This is a genomic window from Haliea sp. E17 (assembly GCF_048323675.1).
GTDB lineage: Bacteria > Pseudomonadota > Gammaproteobacteria > Pseudomonadales > Halieaceae > Mangrovimicrobium.
In genome coordinates, this window is sequence record NZ_JBLWFK010000011.1 from 17,161 (window position 1) to 33,449 (window position 16,289).

Genomic DNA, 16,289 nt, shown 5'->3' on the forward strand with positions numbered 1-16,289 from the left:
TTACGCTGCCGCGCAGGTGCCGGCTTATTCGGCCTCGCCGAAACGGTTTTCGATCAGTGCCACGATGGCCGCGTGTGCGGCCTCCTCGTCGGCGCCATCGATATGCAGGTCGAGTACGGTACCCTTGGCCGCCGCCAGCATCATCACCGACATGATGCTTTTGGCATCGACCATTTCGCCGTCGCGGCCGGCCATGATGCGGCTGGAAAAAGCTGAACTGCAGCCGACAAATTTTGCCGCCGCGCGGGCGTGCAGGCCCAGTTTGTTGATGATGGTGACCTGGGTCTCAATCACTGCTGTAATTCCCTGTGCCGGAGATGTACTTCGGGGAACTGCTGCCGATAGTGCTGGTACAGCCTGTCGGCGAGATATACTGACCGATGTTGACCACCGGTACAACCGATGGCGACAGTCATGTAGCTGCGGTTGCTGTCGCAGTAACGCGGCAGCCAGCGGTCGAGAAACTGGCGGATATCCGCGTGCAGTTCATCGGTCATCGGCTGGTCCTGCAGGAAGTCGCGCACCGCCTGGTCGAGCCCGGTCAGCTGGCGCAGCTCTTTCACCCAGTGCGGGTTGGGCAGCATGCGCACGTCGAACACCAGGTCTGCATCGCTGGGCACGCCGCGCTTGAAACCGAAGGACTGGAAGGTGATCGACATGCTGCCGGAGGCAGAGCCCAGCAGCCGCTGGCGGATGGCGTCGCGCAGTTCGTGGATGGTCATCTGGCTGGTGTCGAGAATCAACGCCGCATCCGCGGCGATCGGCGCCAGCAGCGCGCGCTCCAGGTCGATGGCCTCGGCCAGCGGTGTGTCGTTCGAGGACAGCGGGTGGCGCCGCCGGGTCTCGGAAAAGCGTTTGATCAGCTCTGCATCCTGGGCTTCGAGCAGCAGGATTTCGCAGCGCACCTCGGCGGGCAGCGAGTCGCGGACCCGGGCGAAATCCGCCAGGTCCTTCCAGGCGTTGCGGGCGTCGATGCAGACCGCGGTGCCCTTGAAGTGGGCAAAGTCCTCGCGCCGGGTCTCTTCCACCAGTGCGGGCAGCAGCGACACGGGCAGGTTGTCGATGCAGTAGTAACCCTCATCTTCCAGCTGGTGAAGGGCGGTACTTTTCCCCGCCCCGGAACGGCCGCTGATGATGATCAGGTGCATGGTTACTGCACTCCGGCTTCCGCGACGGCGAACAGCGCTTCGTCGTTTTCCGCGGCGCGCAGGCGCGCGCAGTAGTCCGCCTGGCTGAACTGGCGGGCGATTCCTGCCAGGGTGTTCAGGTGGCGCTGTTCCTCGCCCTCGGGAACCAGCAGCGCAAAGACGAGGTCCACCGGCTGGTTGTCCGGGGCGTCGAATTCGATCGGTTCGGCAAGGGTGAGGAGGGCGCCCACCGGCCCCTCGCAGCCGGGCATGCGGCAGTGGGGAATGGCGATGCCCTGGCCCAGTCCGGTGCTGCCCAGCTTCTCGCGCGCGATGAGGTTGCTGAATACCGCGTCGTAGGAGATGCCGGGCAGGTCATTGCTGATGATGCGTGCGAGGGATTCAAAAAGTCTTTTTTTACTGAGCCCCGGAACGCGGCTCGCGGTGCGCTCCGGGGTCAGCAGATCGGCTAGTGATTGCATGGGGTGGAAATCAGTGACCTCGGGTTTTCTCTTTGTGCTTGATCAGCTGGCGGTCCAGCTTGTCGGCGAGGAGATCGATCGCCGCGTACATGTCCTCGGATTCCGCCTGGGCGAACAGGTCCGCTCCGGAGATGTGCATGGTCGCTTCCGCTTTCTGAACCATTTTTTCGACGATCAGGGTGACCTGGGTGTTGGTGATATTGTCAAAGTGGCGTTGCAGTCGCTCGAACTTGCTCTCAACGTAATTGCGCAGGGGGTCGGTGACCTCCACGTGGTGTCCGCTGACGTTCAGTTGCATAGCTTGGCTCCTTGTTGCTGATGAGCCCGGGTGAGCCCCGGGGAGGGCGCCGCCGGATTCCGGCGAGACCTTGGAATCAGTCTAGACCACTTGGTGACCGGCTGGCACAGGTGGTCGGGCGATATTGGCATAAAGATCATACCAGCCGCTTGCGCTCGTTGGAGGGCGGGATGTTAAGGCTGTCCCGGTACTTGGCGATGGTCCGCCGGGCTACTTCAATGCCCTGTTCGTCCAGCAATTGGGCGATCTTGTTGTCGCTGAGAGGCTTGCGGGGGTTTTCTGCCGCGACCAGCTTGCGGATCAGTGCGCGAATCGCCGTTGAAGAGCATTCGCCACCGCCGCTGGTGGATACGTGGCTGGAAAAGAAATACTTGAGTTCGAAGATACCGCGCGGGGTGTGCATGTACTTCTGGGTGGTGACCCGGGAGATGGTGGACTCGTGCATCTCCACCGCCTCGGCAATGTCGTGCAGCACCAGCGGTTTCATGGCTTCCTCGCCGTATTCGAGGAAGTTGCGCTGGTGCTCGACAATCTTGCTGGCCACTTTCATCAGGGTTTCGTTGCGGCTCTGCAGGCTCTTCAGGAACCAGCGCGCCTCCTGCAGGTTGTCGCGCAGGTAGGTGTTGTCGGCACTGTTGTCCGCGCGCTTGATCAGGCTGGCATAGTCGCTATTGATGCGCAGTTTGGGCGCGATATCCGGGTTGAGCTCCACCACCCAGCGGCCTTCGCGCTTGCTGACAAAAACGTCGGGCACCACGTATTCGACATCTTCCGGGGCGAAGGATTGCCCCGGGTTCGGGTCCAGGGTCTGCAACAGCGCCAGTACCGACTTGAGTTCGCTTTCAGCGAGCCGGGTGCGGCGCAGGATCTGGTTGTAATCGCCGCCGGCCAGCTGCGGCAGGTGGCGGTTGAGGATCAGCCGCGCCGGCTCGAGATAGGGGGTGTCGGCGGGCAGTTGCTGCAACTGCACCAGCAGGCATTCCTGCAGGCTGCGGGTACAGACGCCGGCGGGTTCGAATTGCTGCAGCCGGTGCAGCACCGCCACGATCTCGTCCATCTCGATGTCGAGTTCCGGGTCGAAGGACTCGTGGATTTCCTCCAGCGACAGGGTCAGCCGGCCGTTGCCGTCGGTGGCGTCGAGCAGGGTCAGGGCGATCAGGTGGTCGGTGTCGGAAAAACGGGTGAGGTTGAGCTGCCAGAGCAGGTGGTCGTGCAGGGATTCCCGCGAGCTGTTGCGGGACTCGAAGTCACCGTCGTCTTCCATGGGCGCCGGGGCGGGGGAAGAACTGGATGGCAGCAGGTCTTCCCAGCGGGTGTCCACCGGCAGGTCATCCGGCATGCTCTCGGAGCCGGTGGTGTTAGCCTCGTTGAGTTCGGCGCTTTCCCAGTCGCTGTTGCCGGCCGGGCCTTCGGGCTCGTTGTTACCGTTCTCCACCTCGTTGCCGCCGAGGTCCTCTTCGCCGATTTCCAGCAGGGGGTTACTGTCCAGCGCCTGCTGGATTTCCTGCTGCAGGTCCAGCGTGGAGAGTTGCAGTAAGCGGATGGCCTGCTGCAACTGCGGAGTCATGGTCAGTTGCTGGCCGATCTTGAGTTGAAGCGATTGTTTCATCGACAGCTGGAAAGAGCCCCTGGGTGCGTCCCCGTACGGGGTGGCGCAGTTGAACACGACTTGGAGTGTAGCGCCAGCGTGCAAACTCTGGCAACCGCTTGGCTCGAAATTTGCTTGTTGACTTTTTTTACGTTTAGCAGTGGTGTTGCGGATGCCTTAAAGGCGGAATTGTTCGCCGAGGTAGACCTTGCGCACCTTGGCGTTGTCCAGCACTTCCTGGGAGGTGCCTGAGGCGATGATGTGACCTTCCCCTACGATATAGGCCTTCTCGCAAATATCAAGTGTGTCGCGCACGTTGTGGTCGGTAATCAGGATGCCGATACCGCGATCGCGCAGGTGGTTGATGATTTGCTTGATGTCGCTCACCGAGATCGGGTCGACGCCGGCGAAGGGTTCGTCGAGCAGGATGAAGTCCGGTTCTGTCGCCAGCGCGCGGGCGATTTCCACCCGCCGCCGCTCGCCGCCGGAGAGCGACTGGCCGAGGCTGTCGCGCAGGTGCTGCACGTGAAATTCCTCGAGCAGCATGTCGCGCTTTTCCTGCCGCTGTTTGCGGTTGAGGTCGGGGCGGGTCTCGAGAATCGCCAGCAGGTTGTCGCCCACCGACAGCTTGCGGAAGATCGACGCCTCCTGGGGCAGGTAGCCGATGCCGTGGCGCGCGCGCTCGTGCATGGGCAGGCGGGTAATGTCTTCACCGTTCAGCTCGATGCTCCCGCGGTCTGCGGTGATGATGCCGATAATCATGTAGAAACAGGTGGTTTTGCCGGCGCCGTTGGGCCCCAGCAGGCCGACCACCTGGCCGCTTTCCAGGTGCAGGGAAACGTCCTGTACGACCTCCCGGCCGCGATAGGACTTGGCGAGGTTACGGGCTGCCAGTTGCGCCATCGGCGGTCTCCTTCGGCGCGACTTCCTCGACGGCACTGGCGGGGCTGTTGGGATCGGCAGCGGCCTCCCGCTCCTGGGCCTGGCTGGATTCCTCGGCCGCCTGTATCACCTGCGCCGGAATCACCACCTGTACCCGGCTGGAGGTATTGCTGCGGTCGGAATCGGCTTTCACCAGTTTTTCGTTGATGAAGTAGTCGATGCGGTCGCCGGTGACGGTGGAACCCTCCTGCTCGATGCTGGCGCTTTCGCGCAGCTCGACGCGAGCTTCATTGCGGTAATACTCGATGCGGTTGGCGCGCGCGGTGATCACGGCCTTGTCGATTTCCGGTTGCTGGCGCATGGTCGCGGGCTTGCCATGGGCGGTGATGCGCTGGGCATCCTGGCCGGTGTGGTAGACGGTGAGGATATCGGCCTCGATGTGCAGGCTGCCCTGGTCCAGGGTGACATTGCCCTTGTACTGGGTAAAGCCCTGGTTTTCGTCCCTGAGCGCCTCGATCGCCTCGATCCGGATCGGTTGATCCTGGTCGTCGGGCAGCGCCTTAACGCCTGCCGAGAGTGCGAGCAGGACGAGGGCACAGGCGGCCGCCCGGCTAGGGGATTTGTACATAAATGCTCTCCACATCGGGGCCCAGGCGGATGGTTTCCTGGTTGAGTCGGGCCAGCATGCCGTTGGCCCGGGTTGCGTTCCCCGCCTGGGTGATGGTGACCGCGGAGCGGGTCTGCGCTTCGCGGGTGTCCAGCTGGATATCCAGGCTGGCGGTTGTCAGTTGGGTGCCGGTCTGGTCGTGGCTGAGCACGACATTCTGGCGCAGCAACAGGCGCTGGCCATTTCCCGCGTAACGTCCCCGGTCGGCGCTTGCCGACCAGGTCCGGTCGTGGGCGCTGTGGGCATAGAAGCGGGGCTCGTAGAGCATCGTGTAGGCGGGTTTCCGGAACTGCTCTACCCGGCTGGATTCGAGGATGTCGGACAGCGTGCCGTCCGCGCTGAAACTGCGTGAGCGTGCATTGTCGATGTAACTGGTCGGCAGTGGCCCTCCGGGCGTGCCCCGGGCCGCCGTCGCCGCAGTGCCGGGGCCGGGATTCCAGTAGTGTGTGGTCAGCAGCACCAGCGCGGCGACCAGCAGCAGGTGCAGGATCGGGCGGCGCATCAGGCGAAGGTCTCCAGCAGGGCGTCGAGGCTGCCGCGCGCTTGCAGCAGCAGTTCGCAGGCTTCACGCACTGCGCCGTTGCCGCCGGGCAAATGAGTCACCACATCAGCGGCGGCCTGCAATGCCGCCACGCCGTCGGCGGGTGTAAAGCCGACGCCCGCGGCCTTCACTGCGGCGAGGTCGGGGAGGTCGTCGCCCATGTAGGCGCAGGCCTGTGGTTCGATGCCGCGCAGTTTGCACAGCTCCAGCAGTGCGGAGAGTTTGTCCTCGCGCCCCTGCACGATGGTGTCGATGCCGAGCTCCGCGGCGCGGCGACTGACCATCGGCGATACCCGGCCGGTGATGATAGCCACTTCGATACCGTCCCGCTGCAGCAGCTTGATGCCGAGGCCGTCCTTGATGTTGAAGCTTTTCAGCTCCTCGCCGCTGCTGCTGTACTGGATGCGCCCGTCGGTGAGTACGCCGTCCACATCGAGGGCGAACAGGCGGATGTTGCTGGCGATTCTGGTGAGTTCCGGCATTGCGTCAGGCGAGCCCGGCGTGCAGCAGGTGCATCAGGTGGAGGACGCCACAGGCGGCGCCGTCGTCATCGACCACGACCAGCGAGGTAATTTCGTTTTCTTCCATGATACGCATCGCCTGGGCTGCCAGCATGCCGGGGGTAACGGTTTTGGGCTTGCGCGACATGATGGCCGCGATCGGCGTGCTGTTGATGTCCACCTGGTGATCGATGGCCCGGCGCAGGTCGCCGTCAGTAAATACGCCGATGAACTGGCCCGCGTCGTCGGTCACGGTGGTCATGCCCAGTCCCTTGGCGCTGATTTCGAGCAGCGCCCTGGCCAGCATGGTGTCCTGGGCAACCCTCGGGATGCTGTCGCCGGCGCGCATCACGTCGGCGACTTTCAGCAGCAGCTTGCGGCCCAGCGAACCACCGGGGTGGGAAAAGGCGAAGTCCTCGGCGGTGAACCCGCGCGCTTCCAGCAGGGCGATGGCCAGGGCGTCGCCCATGACCAGGGCCGCCGTGGTGCTGGAGGTCGGCGCGAGGTCCAGCGGGCAGGCCTCGGTGGTCACGCCGGCATCGATGTGGGCGTCGGCGGCGCGGGCGAGGGTGGACTGCGGGTTGCCGGTCATGGCGATCAGTTTGCTGCCCATGCGCTTGAGCAGCGGCAGCAGGGTCAGGACCTCGCCGACCTCGCCGCTGTTGGACAGCGCGATAACCACGTCCTCGGGGGTGATCATGCCCATGTCGCCGTGGCTGGCTTCGCCGGGGTGGACAAAAAATGCCGGCGTGCCGGTGCTGGCGAGGGTGGCGGCAATCTTGCGGGCGATATGCCCGGACTTGCCCATGCCGGTGACAATTACCCGGCCCTGGCAGTCGAGCATCAGGGCGCAGGCCTGTTCGAATTCGGCGCCGACTCGCTGGGCGAGCGCGGCCACGGCTTCTGCCTCCATGCTGATGGTGCGCAGTGCCGACTGGGTAAAACCTGGTTTTGGTGAAGGCTGGTCCGCCATGCCTGCGGGCCCCGAATCAAAGGCTGACATATAACCAGTAATAATACAGTGCGTAGGAAGAGACTAACAACACCCCGACGGTCCGGCCCAGGTAGGCGCAGCCCTCCCTGGAGCGTTTGCGCTTGCGGCTGACAAGGATCGCCGCTGCGATAAAGAAGGTCAGGAAGGTCATGGTCGGGTAGTCGCGGGTGAGTACCGACGGCTCCAGCACCGCGGTGCCGAAGAAGCCGGGAATCGCCATCACCACCAGCAGGTTGAACATGTTGGAGCCGATGACGTTGCCGAGGGCGATCTCGGTGTGGCCGCGCAGGGCGCTGGCCACGGTGGCGGCCAGTTCCGGCAGGCTGGTACCGACGGCGACAATGGTCAGGCCGATGATCAGTTCGGAAACACCGAGGGTCTCGGCGACTTCCACCGCCCCCCAGACCAGCAGGCGCGAGCTGGCCACCAGCAGCGCCAGACCCAGGGCAAAGGTGAGCCAGGCGCGCGTCGGGCTCAGGTGGGGCAGGTATTCTTCCTCGGCTTCCTCGACCAGGACATTGTCTTTCTGCTGGCTGCGCAGCATGTAGATGATCAGCGCGGCGAGCGTGCCGGTCATCAGGATCGCGTCGAGGGCGGAGAGGGCGTCGTCGAGCAGCAGGATGCCGGTACCCACGGTCACCAGCAGCAGGGTCGGCATCTCCTTGCGCACGCTGTCCGGGTGGACCATCAGCGGGGCCACCAGCAGGGTGATGCCCAGCACCAGCCCGATATTGGCAATATTGGAGCCGATGGCGTTGCCAATGGCGAGGCTGCCCGCACCGGAAAGCGCGGCGGTCAGGGAGACCAGTACTTCGGGTGCGGAAGTCCCCAGGGAGACAATTGTCAGGCCGATGACGATGGGCGACATGCCCATGTTTTCTGCAATCGACGCTGCGCCTGCAACGAACAGGTCCGCGCTCCAGATAAGGATAATAAAGCCGACCAGAATAGCTGCGGCTGCTAACAGCATATAAATAAATTTCCTGTTAAAGTAGGCGCCGCGCTGTGGGTGTGGAACCGCATGGGCACCCCTGGTGTCATAGATTGCGGGCGCGGACATCTGCCGTGGGCAGTTGCCCCTGATTGCCAAGCCCGGATTATACAGGCCGCTACAGCGGTGAATAGTGCAATTTAATCCATTGGGGAAAACACATGTTGATTCGAATTCAGTCCGCCTGGTTGCTCGGCTTGATGTGCTGGGCTGCGTTGGCCAGTGGGCAGGATGCACAGGAACAATCAGCCAACGACGTGGTGCGAGCGGCTTCCGAGAAGGTGATGGCCGTGGTCGAGGAGGCCCAGTCCTACGCCGACCAGGACCCGGAGCGTTACTACGGCGAGATTCAGCAAATCCTCGACCCGGTCGTGGATTTCCGCGGCTTCGCCCGCGGCGTGATGGGCCCCTATGCCAGCAGCGATCGCTACCGTTCGCTGGACGAGGCCGGCCGGGAACAGTTGCGCGATCAGCTGGACCGCTTCACCGAGGTGATGCGTACCGGGCTGGTGCGCACCTACGGCAAGGGACTGCTGGCCTTCGGCGGTTCGCGGATGGATGTTTCCCCGCCCGCCGCGGATGACCCCGCCGTCGATCGCGCGACCGTCGAGCAGCTCATCTATTCCGAGAAAGCGGAGCCCTATGTCGTCTATTACCAGATGGGCCGCGACAAGTCCGGCGAGTGGAAATTGCGCAACATGATCGTCGAGACCGTGAACCTCGGGGAAATCTACCGCAGCCAGTTCCAGGCTGCCGCCAGGGAGCACGAAGGCAATATCGACGCGGTTATCGATACCTGGTCGCTGGATGCCGCGGAAAAGGAACTGCCCAACTGAGCGACTTCCGCGGTCGCTATCACCGCAAATTTTTCTTAGAATGCCGCTTCTGCGCTCCGGCCCGTGGCCGGGGCGCGCAATCATCCTGTTAACCACACCCGGAGAATCCTATGGACGCCGTGACCGTCAAGTCCCTGTTGCAGGCACACCTGCCGGACTGCGAATTTCACGTGCAGGGCGAGGGCGCCAACTACGATATCGTCGCGATCGGCGAGGTGTTTGAGGGCCTGCGGCCGGTGAAAAAGCAGCAACTGGTCTATGGCGCACTGGGTGATGTCATCGCCGATGGCGGCATCCACGCTGTCAATATCCGCACCTATACCCCCGGGGAGTGGCAGGCGCAGGCCTGAGCCATGGACAACACCATCACCATAGCCCTGACCAAGGGCCGTATCCTCAAGGAGACCCTGCCGCTGCTGGCGCGGGCCGGCGTCGAACCGCTGGAAGATCCGGCGCAGAGCCGCAAGCTGGTGTTCGAAACCACGCTGCCGCAGGTGCGCCTGGTCATCCTGCGCGGCACCGACGTACCCACCTACGTGCGCCACGGCGCCGCCGATGTGGGCGTGGTGGGCAAGGACATCCTGCTGGAGCACGGCGCCGAGGGGCTCTATGAACCCCTCGACCTCGGTATTGCCCGCTGCCGCCTGATGACCGCCGGACCGACCGGCTGGCAGGGTGGCAATGGCCGCATCCGGGTGGCGACCAAATTCGTCAACATTGCCCGGGACTATTTCGCCCGCGAAGGCGTCCAGGCGGAGATCATCAAGCTCTACGGGGCGATGGAACTGGCCCCCCTGATGGACCTGGCGGACCTGATCGTGGACATCGTCGATACCGGCAATACCCTGCGCGCCAACGGCATGGCGCCGCTGGAGGAAATCGCCTCGATCAGCTCGCGCCTGATCGTCAACAAGGCCGCCATGCGTTCGAAGTACAGCGGCATCCAGTCGCTGATCGACCGCCTGGGCAGCGCGGTAGGGGAGAGCTGAGATGCGCCGGCTGGATTCCACGCAGGCAGACTTCGACCGCCGCCTCAACGCGCTGACCGCCTGGGAAGAGGAGCTCGACGAGGCGGTCAATACCGCGGTGCAGGGCATCCTCCAGGACATTGCGCAGCGCGGCGACGCTGCGCTGCTGGAATATACGGCGCGCTTCGACAACCTGCCGGCGGCCACGGCCGCAGCCCTGGAAGTGCCCGCAGAGCAGTTGCACGCCGCCCTGGCAGCGATTCCCGCGGAGCAGCGCGAGGCGCTGGAAGCGGCGGCACTGCGGGTGCGGGAATACCACCAGCACCAGCTGCAGGAGAGCTGGCGCTACCGCGACGCCGCGGGCAATCTGCTGGGCCAGCAGGTCACCGCGCTCTCCAGCGCCGGTATCTACGTGCCCGGCGGCAAGGCCAGCTACCCGTCCTCGGTGTTGATGAACGCGATTCCGGCCCAGGTGGCGGGAGTGGAGCAGATCGTCATGGTGGTACCGGCGCCAGGCGGTGAACTCAATCCACTGGTGCTGGCCGCGGCCGCGCTGGCCGGGGTGCACCGGGTGTTCACCATCGGCGGCGCCCAGGCAGTGGCGGCGCTGGCCTACGGCACGCAAACCGTGCCCGCGGTGGACAAGATCGTCGGTCCCGGGAATATCTACGTGGCGACCGCAAAGCGCATGGTCTTCGGCCGGGTGGGCATCGACATGATCGCGGGCCCCTCGGAAATCCTGGTGATCTGCGACGGTTCCACCAACCCGGACTGGGTGGCGATGGACCTGTTTTCCCAGGCCGAACACGACGAGAACGCCCAGGCCATCCTGCTGTCGCCGGACGCCGGCTACCTCGACGCGGTGCAGGCCAGCATCGAGCGCCTGTTGCCGCAGATGGAGCGCGCGGAGATCATCCGCAAGTCCCTCGACGGGCGCGGCGCCATGATCCTTACCCGCGACCTCGAGGACGCGGTCGCCATCAGCAACCGGCTGGCGCCGGAGCACCTGGAGCTGTCGGTGGAGGACCCCGAGGCCCTGCTGCCCCTGGTCCGCCATGCCGGCGCCATTTTCATGGGGCGCTGGACCTCCGAGGCGCTGGGTGATTACTGTGCAGGCCCCAATCACGTGCTGCCGACCTCCGGCAGTGCGCGCTTTTTCTCCCCGCTGGGGGTCTACGACTTCCAGAAACGCAGCTCGGTGATCATGTGCAGCGACGCGGGGGTCAAGGCGCTGGGCAAAGTCGCCTCCACCCTCGCCCGGGGGGAGTCGCTTACGGCCCACGCCCGGGCGGCGGAGTTTCGCCTGAAAGAATAATACGCGGGGCCGGGCTGCCTGCGGACACGGTCCGGCAGGCGGCGCGGCTTCAGGATATTGCCACTGCACAGCTTATCCGGGGACGAAGCAGGGCAGCATAAAATGGAAATAAGAAAGCTCAATGCCCTGCGCGGGATCGCGGCGCTGATCGTGGTGTTCTCCCACTTCGCCAATTTCAGCCGCGGCCCCCTGCACCAGTTGCTCAACGATTCAGGCCAGGTCGGGGTGATGCTGTTCTTCGTCCTCAGTGGTTTCCTGATGTCGGTGCTCTATCTCGAGCGGCCCTGTGACCGGGGGCATGTCCGCGGCTACGCGCTGGCCCGGGCGGGCAGGGTGATGCCGCTGTATATTATCGTGGTGGGGCTTTCCTTCCTGCTCTGGCAGCTCGGCCTGGTCGGCTACCTCTACCAGGTCGACAGTGCGGCGGTACTGGCCTCGCACCTGCTGTTTTTCTACGGCAACTCCGTGCTCTGGACCATTCCGGCGGAGATGCTTTTCTACGGCCTGTTCCTCTTGCTCTGGTGGTGTTACCAGCGTCGCCCGCCGTATTTTTACCTGGCCTGTGTGGCCAGCCTGCTGCTGGTGATTATCTTCAAGTTCCCGCGCCCGCGCGGCGACCTGCTGGGCATTCCCTTCGATATCCAGTTTTTCCGGGCGCTGCCGTTTTTCATCAGCGGGCTGTTGCTCGGCCAGCTGTACCGGCACTGGCCGGTTCCCGGCTACCTCTGCCGCAAACCCAGCGCGCTGCTGCTGTTGCTGATCCCCTTCCTGTTCCCCGAAGTGTTCGCCGCCATTACTGGCAATCGCTACCTGGTGTGGATCAATCTCGAAGTGGTGGCGCTGGTGGCCGCGGCCTTTTTCGCGGTGGTGTTCCTGGTGCCCGACAGCAACCGGCTGCTGGCGAACCCGCTGGGGGATTTCTTCGGCCGGATTTCCTATTCCCTGTACCTGCTGCACCTGCCGGTACTGGCGCTGGTGAAGCGCATGGAACTCGGCAGCACCGCGCTGTCCCTCGCGGTGTTTCTCGGCCTCGCGGTGCTGCTGTCCTGGCTCTCCTACCGCCTGGTCGAGAACCCGCTGCGCCTGTGGATTCGCGGCTGGGGCGGCGCCTAGCCCGCCGGGCTCTGCTGTCCCTGGGCGCCGACAACCGCCCGCAACTCCAGGCTTTGCTGGTCCCGCTGCACCGAGATGCCGACGGATTCGCCCGGCCGCAGGCGGGCGATCTTGTGCATGGTCTGGCGGCCATCGACCACCAGTTTGCCATCGATCTGGGTGATCACATCGCCGACCTGCAGGCCCGCGCGCTCCGCGGGACTGGATTCGGCGACGCCGATCACCAGCAGGGCCTGCTGCTGGTTGCTGCCGGGCACCTGCACCGGTTCCACGCTGACGCCCAGCCAGCCGCGGATCACCTCGCCGTAGTCGATGAGGTCCTGCATGACATACACCGCAAGGTTGCTCGGTATGGCGAGGCTGATGCCGATCCCGGTACCGCTGCCCGCCTGGGTGTTGGAGGTGTAGATCAGGGTGTTGATACCCACCAGCCGGCCCTCCGCGTCCACCAGCGCGCCGCCGGAATTGCCCTGGTGAATCATCGCGTCGGTCTGGATGTAATCCTCGTAGGTATTGAGCTGCAGGCCCCAGCGGCCGAGGCCGGAGACGATGCCCTGGGTCACCGAGTGGCCGAAGCCCAGCGGGTTGCCGATCGCCAGCACCACGTCGCCGACGCGCAGCTTGTCGGAATCCGCCAGCTTGGCGGGGATCAGGTCGGGCAGGTCGATCTTCAGTACCGCGAGGTCGGTGGCGGAATCGCTGCCGATCACCACCGCATTGGCGGTGCGGCCATCGTGCAACAGCACCTGGATGGCATCCGCGCCGGCGATGACATGCAGGTTGGTCAGGATGTGACCCTCTTTCGACATGATCACGCCTGAGCCGAGGGAGCGCTCGATGCGCTGCCGCGGCAGGCGGCGAAAGCGTTCCGGGAACAGGGGGACGGTGTTGGTGCTCACCAGTTTGGCGGTGTAGATGTTGACAACCGCCGGCGCCGCCCGGTTGACCGCCGAGGAATAGCTGGCGGTCGCCCCATGGGAGTGATCCTGCCCGGTTTCCGCCGGCAGCACCCAGCGATCGAGGATCAGCAGGGCGGCCAGCACACCGGCAATCGCCGGCCAGGCAATGAATTTGAGGGTCTCTCGCATGGGTATTGTCGTAGCCCCGTCGTGGAGTAGGGTATGCTGGCGCAAGCGGGGCCCGCCTGCGGGTTATGCCGCATTGTATATGAAGCGGGACTGTAACGAACACCGAAGGAGAATGATGGGCACTTCACTCGACGCGCTGGTGCGCTGGCTGGACGACACCCTGCAGCCGGGGAAATTCCGCGATTACTGCCCCAACGGCCTGCAGGTCGAGGGGCGCGCGGAGGTGGCGCGCCTGGCCACCGGGGTCACCGCCAGCCAGGCCCTGCTGGACGCCGCGGCAGACTGGGACGCCGATGCCATCCTGGTTCACCACGGCTATTTCTGGCGCGGCGAGGCCGAGCCGCTGGTGGGTATGAAACGCCGGCGCCTGGCGACCCTGCTGACCCGCGATATCAGCCTGCTCGCCTATCACCTGCCGCTGGATGCCCATCCAACCCTCGGCAACAATGCCCGCCTGGGCGAGTTGCTGGACATCCGCGATGTCGCACCGCTGGAACCGGGCGACCCCACCGCGGTGGGCAATGTCGGCAACTTTGCCGAGCCCCTGGACGGGCCGGCGCTGTGCGCCCGGCTTCGCGAGCTGACCGGGCGCGAACCCCTGCTGGTGGGCGACGCGCAGCGCCAGTTGCAGCGGGTGGCCTGGTGTACCGGGGCCGCCCAGTCCTATATCGGGACGGCGCTGGCGGCGGGGGCGGATGTGTATATCACCGGGGAGGTTTCCGAACCCACCGTGCACATCGCCCGGGAGGAGGGAATCGTGTTCGTTGCCGCCGGCCACCACGCTACCGAGCGCTACGGCGTGCAGGCGGTGGGGGAGGCACTGGCGGCGGCATTCCCCATCGAACACCGCTTCTTCGATTGCGATAACCCGGTCTGACCGGGCCCGCGCTTACAGGGGGGGTGGGGTGCGCGTCGTCACTTCGTCGGCGTTTTCTTCGCGCTCCAGGCCGTAGCCCTCGCTGAGGATGCCTTTCTGGTCCGGCGAGGCCTTGGGCGCGTAGTCGCGCGGCGGCTGGATGTCGGCCAGGTCCGCGGGGATCTTGGCCGGGTCGGCCTTGCGATTCATCTGGTCCAGGGCCACCGGGCCGCTGCCGCGGCACAGGTCGGCGGCGCCGCGGGCGAGGTGGTTGTGGACCTCGCGGTAGCTGTCGGTGAGCTGGTTCAGCAGCTTCGCCGTGTCGGTGAAATGCTCCACCACCTCGTCCTCGTAGGCTTTCTTTTCCTGCAGGGCCTGGTCCAGCTGGCGCTCCGCTTCACGGCGCTTCTGGCCGCTGGGAGTGACGCGCTGGGCCAGCAGGACGCCGATGCCCAGGCCGACGGCCAGACCGATGAGCGAGCAGATGATGAGGACGGTGAGGCTGTACACGTTGGCTCCTTGGGATCAGGACTTATTGGCGAGCGGGCAGTATAACCCTAATTGCGCAGCGCAATGTAGGCTGTAACCAACGTTGCCATTCCCCGGGCCTGTAGGTAAAGTGTCGCGCCCGGTCCAACTACCACCGCCCGACACATGAGCACACCCTGGCAGCGCTATCAGGCAGACCTGCAACGGGAAGGGTTTACCCATGACCCCGCCCAGGAAACCGCAGTGCGCCTGCTGGACGACCTTTACCTGCGCCTGCTGCAGCGCGAAAAACAACAGTCCGGCCTGCTGAACTCGCTGGTGAAAAAGCTGCGCAGGGAAACCCTCGAGCCGGAGGTCGGCCTGTACCTGTGGGGCGGCGTGGGTCGCGGCAAGACCTACCTGGTCGATACCTTCCACGACTGCCTGCCCTTCGAGCGCAAGATGCGGGTGCATTTTCACCGCTTCATGCGCCGGGTCCACAACGAGCTGACCGCGCTGGAAGGGGAGAAGAACCCCCTGCAACTGGTCGCCGACCGCATCGCCGGGGAAGCCATCGTCATCTGCTTCGACGAGTTTTTCGTCACCGATATCGGCGACGCGATGATTCTCGGCGGTCTGATGGAGGCCCTGTTCGCCCGCGGCGTCACCCTCGTGGCGACCTCCAATATCGTGCCCGAGCGGCTCTACGAGAACGGCCTGCAGCGGCAGCGCTTCCTGCCCGCGATCAAGCTGATCCAGCAGTACACCAAAGTGGTCAACGTCGACGCGGGCATCGACTACCGCCTGCGCACCCTGCAGCAGGCCGAGCTCTACCACTGCCCGCTGGGGGAGGCCGCCGACCGCAGCCTGGAGGCGAGCTTCGAGGCGCTGGCGGTGGAGCCCGGGCGCCACTGGGAGCGCATCCAGGTCAACAACCGCTACCTGACCTGCCGGCGCCTGTCCGACGACGTGGCCTGGTTCAACTTCGCCGAGCTCTGCGACGGGCCGCGCTCGCAGAACGACTACATCGAGCTGGCGCGGGAATTCCACGCGGTGCTGCTCTCCGGGGTGCCGGAATTCACCGCGGAACTCAACGACCAGGCGCGGCGCTTCATCAACCTGGTGGACGAGTTCTACGACCGCAACGTCAAGCTGGTGATCGCTGCGGAGAAGCCGCTGCTGGAGCTCTACGCCAGCGGCCGGCTGGCCTTCGAGTTCCAGCGGACCCAGTCGCGGCTGCAGGAGATGCAGTCCCACGAGTACCTGGCGCGGGAACACCGGGCCTGATTCTTTTTTTGGCCGCCTTTGGGTGCGGCTGGCGGCCTTGTTGTTTGACGGCCTGGCGGCCGCGGCATTGGCGCCGGGCGGTGCATGTCTTTTGCTCCATTGCGGGCGCTTGCGGCGCGTTGGCCTGTTGGTGCCCGGAATTGCCGCGTGGCTGCGGGGTTTTGAATGCGGTTTGAGATTACATGCTACCTGCCTCCACGGTAGCTGGTGGGGTGGGTTGGCGCATCGCGTTGCGGTGGCGGTTCCGCTTGGGGATCGAGTTCGCACCGACGCCCTCCAAGTCCGCAA

General features: G+C 64.8%; 20 protein-coding genes. 7 read left to right on the plus strand and 13 right to left on the minus strand.

Annotation, left to right across the window (positions count from 1 at the left end):
• Nucleotides 1-24: 24 nt before the first annotated feature.
• The 11 genes from ACNKU3_RS20445 to ACNKU3_RS20495 form a co-directional block, all read right to left on the minus strand.
• Nucleotides 25-294: an HPr family phosphocarrier protein gene (locus ACNKU3_RS20445; protein ID WP_418261430.1), complete on the minus strand. Its 270-nt coding sequence runs from the start codon at nucleotides 292-294 to the stop codon at nucleotides 25-27.
• Nucleotides 291-1,148 (minus strand): RNase adapter RapZ, encoded by an 858-nt coding sequence (rapZ, locus tag ACNKU3_RS20450; protein ID WP_418261431.1) that lies wholly within the window; start codon nucleotides 1,146-1,148, stop codon nucleotides 291-293. The genes ACNKU3_RS20445 and rapZ overlap by 4 nt, the downstream gene beginning before the upstream one ends.
• Nucleotides 1,149-1,150: 2 nt before the next feature.
• Nucleotides 1,151-1,609, minus strand: coding sequence for a PTS IIA-like nitrogen regulatory protein PtsN (gene ptsN / locus ACNKU3_RS20455; RefSeq protein ID WP_418261432.1), 459 nt, complete (start codon nucleotides 1,607-1,609; stop codon nucleotides 1,151-1,153).
• Nucleotides 1,610-1,619: 10 nt separating this feature from the next.
• The gene (gene hpf / locus ACNKU3_RS20460; protein ID WP_418261433.1) at nucleotides 1,620-1,907 is read right to left on the minus strand and encodes a ribosome hibernation-promoting factor, HPF/YfiA family; all 288 of its coding nucleotides are present in this window, start codon (nucleotides 1,905-1,907) and stop codon (nucleotides 1,620-1,622) included.
• Between the two features lie 136 nt (nucleotides 1,908-2,043).
• Nucleotides 2,044-3,516, minus strand: coding sequence for an RNA polymerase factor sigma-54 (locus ACNKU3_RS20465; protein ID WP_418261434.1), 1,473 nt, complete (start codon nucleotides 3,514-3,516; stop codon nucleotides 2,044-2,046).
• Between the two features lie 156 nt (nucleotides 3,517-3,672).
• Nucleotides 3,673-4,398, minus strand: coding sequence for an LPS export ABC transporter ATP-binding protein (lptB, locus tag ACNKU3_RS20470; protein ID WP_418261435.1), 726 nt, complete (start codon nucleotides 4,396-4,398; stop codon nucleotides 3,673-3,675).
• Nucleotides 4,376-5,005 carry a lipopolysaccharide transport periplasmic protein LptA gene (lptA, locus tag ACNKU3_RS20475; protein WP_418261436.1) on the minus strand — a complete coding sequence of 210 codons (630 nt, stop codon included), beginning with the start codon at nucleotides 5,003-5,005 and terminating at the stop codon, nucleotides 4,376-4,378. The genes lptB and lptA overlap by 23 nt, the downstream gene beginning before the upstream one ends.
• The gene (gene lptC, locus ACNKU3_RS20480; protein ID WP_418261437.1) at nucleotides 4,989-5,546 is read right to left on the minus strand and encodes an LPS export ABC transporter periplasmic protein LptC; all 558 of its coding nucleotides are present in this window, start codon (nucleotides 5,544-5,546) and stop codon (nucleotides 4,989-4,991) included. Before lptC ends, lptA begins: the two co-directional genes overlap by 17 nt.
• On the minus strand, nucleotides 5,546-6,067 hold the full coding sequence (locus tag ACNKU3_RS20485) for a KdsC family phosphatase (RefSeq protein ID WP_418261438.1): 522 nt from the start codon (nucleotides 6,065-6,067) through the stop codon (nucleotides 5,546-5,548). Before ACNKU3_RS20485 ends, lptC begins: the two co-directional genes overlap by 1 nt.
• Nucleotides 6,068-6,071: 4 nt before the next feature.
• Complete coding sequence (locus ACNKU3_RS20490; RefSeq protein WP_418261439.1) at nucleotides 6,072-7,058, minus strand: KpsF/GutQ family sugar-phosphate isomerase; 987 nt, start codon at nucleotides 7,056-7,058, stop codon at nucleotides 6,072-6,074.
• A 16-nt stretch (nucleotides 7,059-7,074) separates the two neighbouring features.
• Nucleotides 7,075-8,049 carry a calcium/sodium antiporter gene (locus ACNKU3_RS20495; RefSeq protein ID WP_418261440.1) on the minus strand — a complete coding sequence of 325 codons (975 nt, stop codon included), beginning with the start codon at nucleotides 8,047-8,049 and terminating at the stop codon, nucleotides 7,075-7,077.
• Nucleotides 8,050-8,231: 182 nt separating this feature from the next.
• On the opposite strand from ACNKU3_RS20495, the gene ACNKU3_RS20500 reads away from it, so the two are divergent.
• The 5 genes from ACNKU3_RS20500 (at nucleotide 8,232) to ACNKU3_RS20520 (ending at nucleotide 12,302) form a co-directional block, all read left to right on the plus strand.
• Nucleotides 8,232-8,906, plus strand: coding sequence for an MlaC/ttg2D family ABC transporter substrate-binding protein (locus tag ACNKU3_RS20500; RefSeq protein WP_418261441.1), 675 nt, complete (start codon nucleotides 8,232-8,234; stop codon nucleotides 8,904-8,906).
• A gap of 110 nt (nucleotides 8,907-9,016) precedes the next feature.
• Entirely contained in the window at nucleotides 9,017-9,256 is a 240-nt protein-coding gene (locus tag ACNKU3_RS20505; protein ID WP_418261442.1) for a BolA family protein, read from the plus strand.
• Between the two features lie 3 nt (nucleotides 9,257-9,259).
• Entirely contained in the window at nucleotides 9,260-9,895 is a 636-nt protein-coding gene (gene hisG / locus ACNKU3_RS20510) for an ATP phosphoribosyltransferase (protein ID WP_418261443.1), read from the plus strand.
• A 1-nt stretch (nucleotide 9,896) separates the two neighbouring features.
• Nucleotides 9,897-11,189 (plus strand): histidinol dehydrogenase, encoded by a 1,293-nt coding sequence (gene hisD, locus ACNKU3_RS20515; RefSeq protein WP_418261444.1) that lies wholly within the window; start codon nucleotides 9,897-9,899, stop codon nucleotides 11,187-11,189.
• Between the two features lie 102 nt (nucleotides 11,190-11,291).
• Nucleotides 11,292-12,302 carry an acyltransferase family protein gene (locus ACNKU3_RS20520; RefSeq protein WP_418261445.1) on the plus strand — a complete coding sequence of 337 codons (1,011 nt, stop codon included), beginning with the start codon at nucleotides 11,292-11,294 and terminating at the stop codon, nucleotides 12,300-12,302.
• Here the strand turns inward: ACNKU3_RS20520 and ACNKU3_RS20525 are convergent.
• Nucleotides 12,299-13,390 (minus strand): S1C family serine protease, encoded by a 1,092-nt coding sequence (locus ACNKU3_RS20525; protein WP_418261446.1) that lies wholly within the window; start codon nucleotides 13,388-13,390, stop codon nucleotides 12,299-12,301. The genes ACNKU3_RS20520 and ACNKU3_RS20525 overlap by 4 nt on opposite strands.
• A gap of 115 nt (nucleotides 13,391-13,505) precedes the next feature.
• Between ACNKU3_RS20525 and ACNKU3_RS20530 the strand changes: the two genes are divergently transcribed.
• Entirely contained in the window at nucleotides 13,506-14,267 is a 762-nt protein-coding gene (locus ACNKU3_RS20530; RefSeq protein WP_418261450.1) for a Nif3-like dinuclear metal center hexameric protein, read from the plus strand.
• Nucleotides 14,268-14,279: 12 nt separating this feature from the next.
• Here ACNKU3_RS20530 and ACNKU3_RS20535 read toward each other — a convergent pair whose 3' ends face one another.
• Nucleotides 14,280-14,756, minus strand: a complete 477-nt coding sequence (locus tag ACNKU3_RS20535) for a YhcB family protein (protein WP_418261447.1) — start codon at nucleotides 14,754-14,756, stop codon at nucleotides 14,280-14,282.
• 144 nt (nucleotides 14,757-14,900) lie between these two features.
• Between ACNKU3_RS20535 and zapE the strand changes: the two genes are divergently transcribed.
• Nucleotides 14,901-16,001 carry a cell division protein ZapE gene (zapE, locus tag ACNKU3_RS20540; protein ID WP_418261448.1) on the plus strand — a complete coding sequence of 367 codons (1,101 nt, stop codon included), beginning with the start codon at nucleotides 14,901-14,903 and terminating at the stop codon, nucleotides 15,999-16,001.
• The last annotated feature ends 288 nt before the right edge of the window (nucleotides 16,002-16,289 follow it).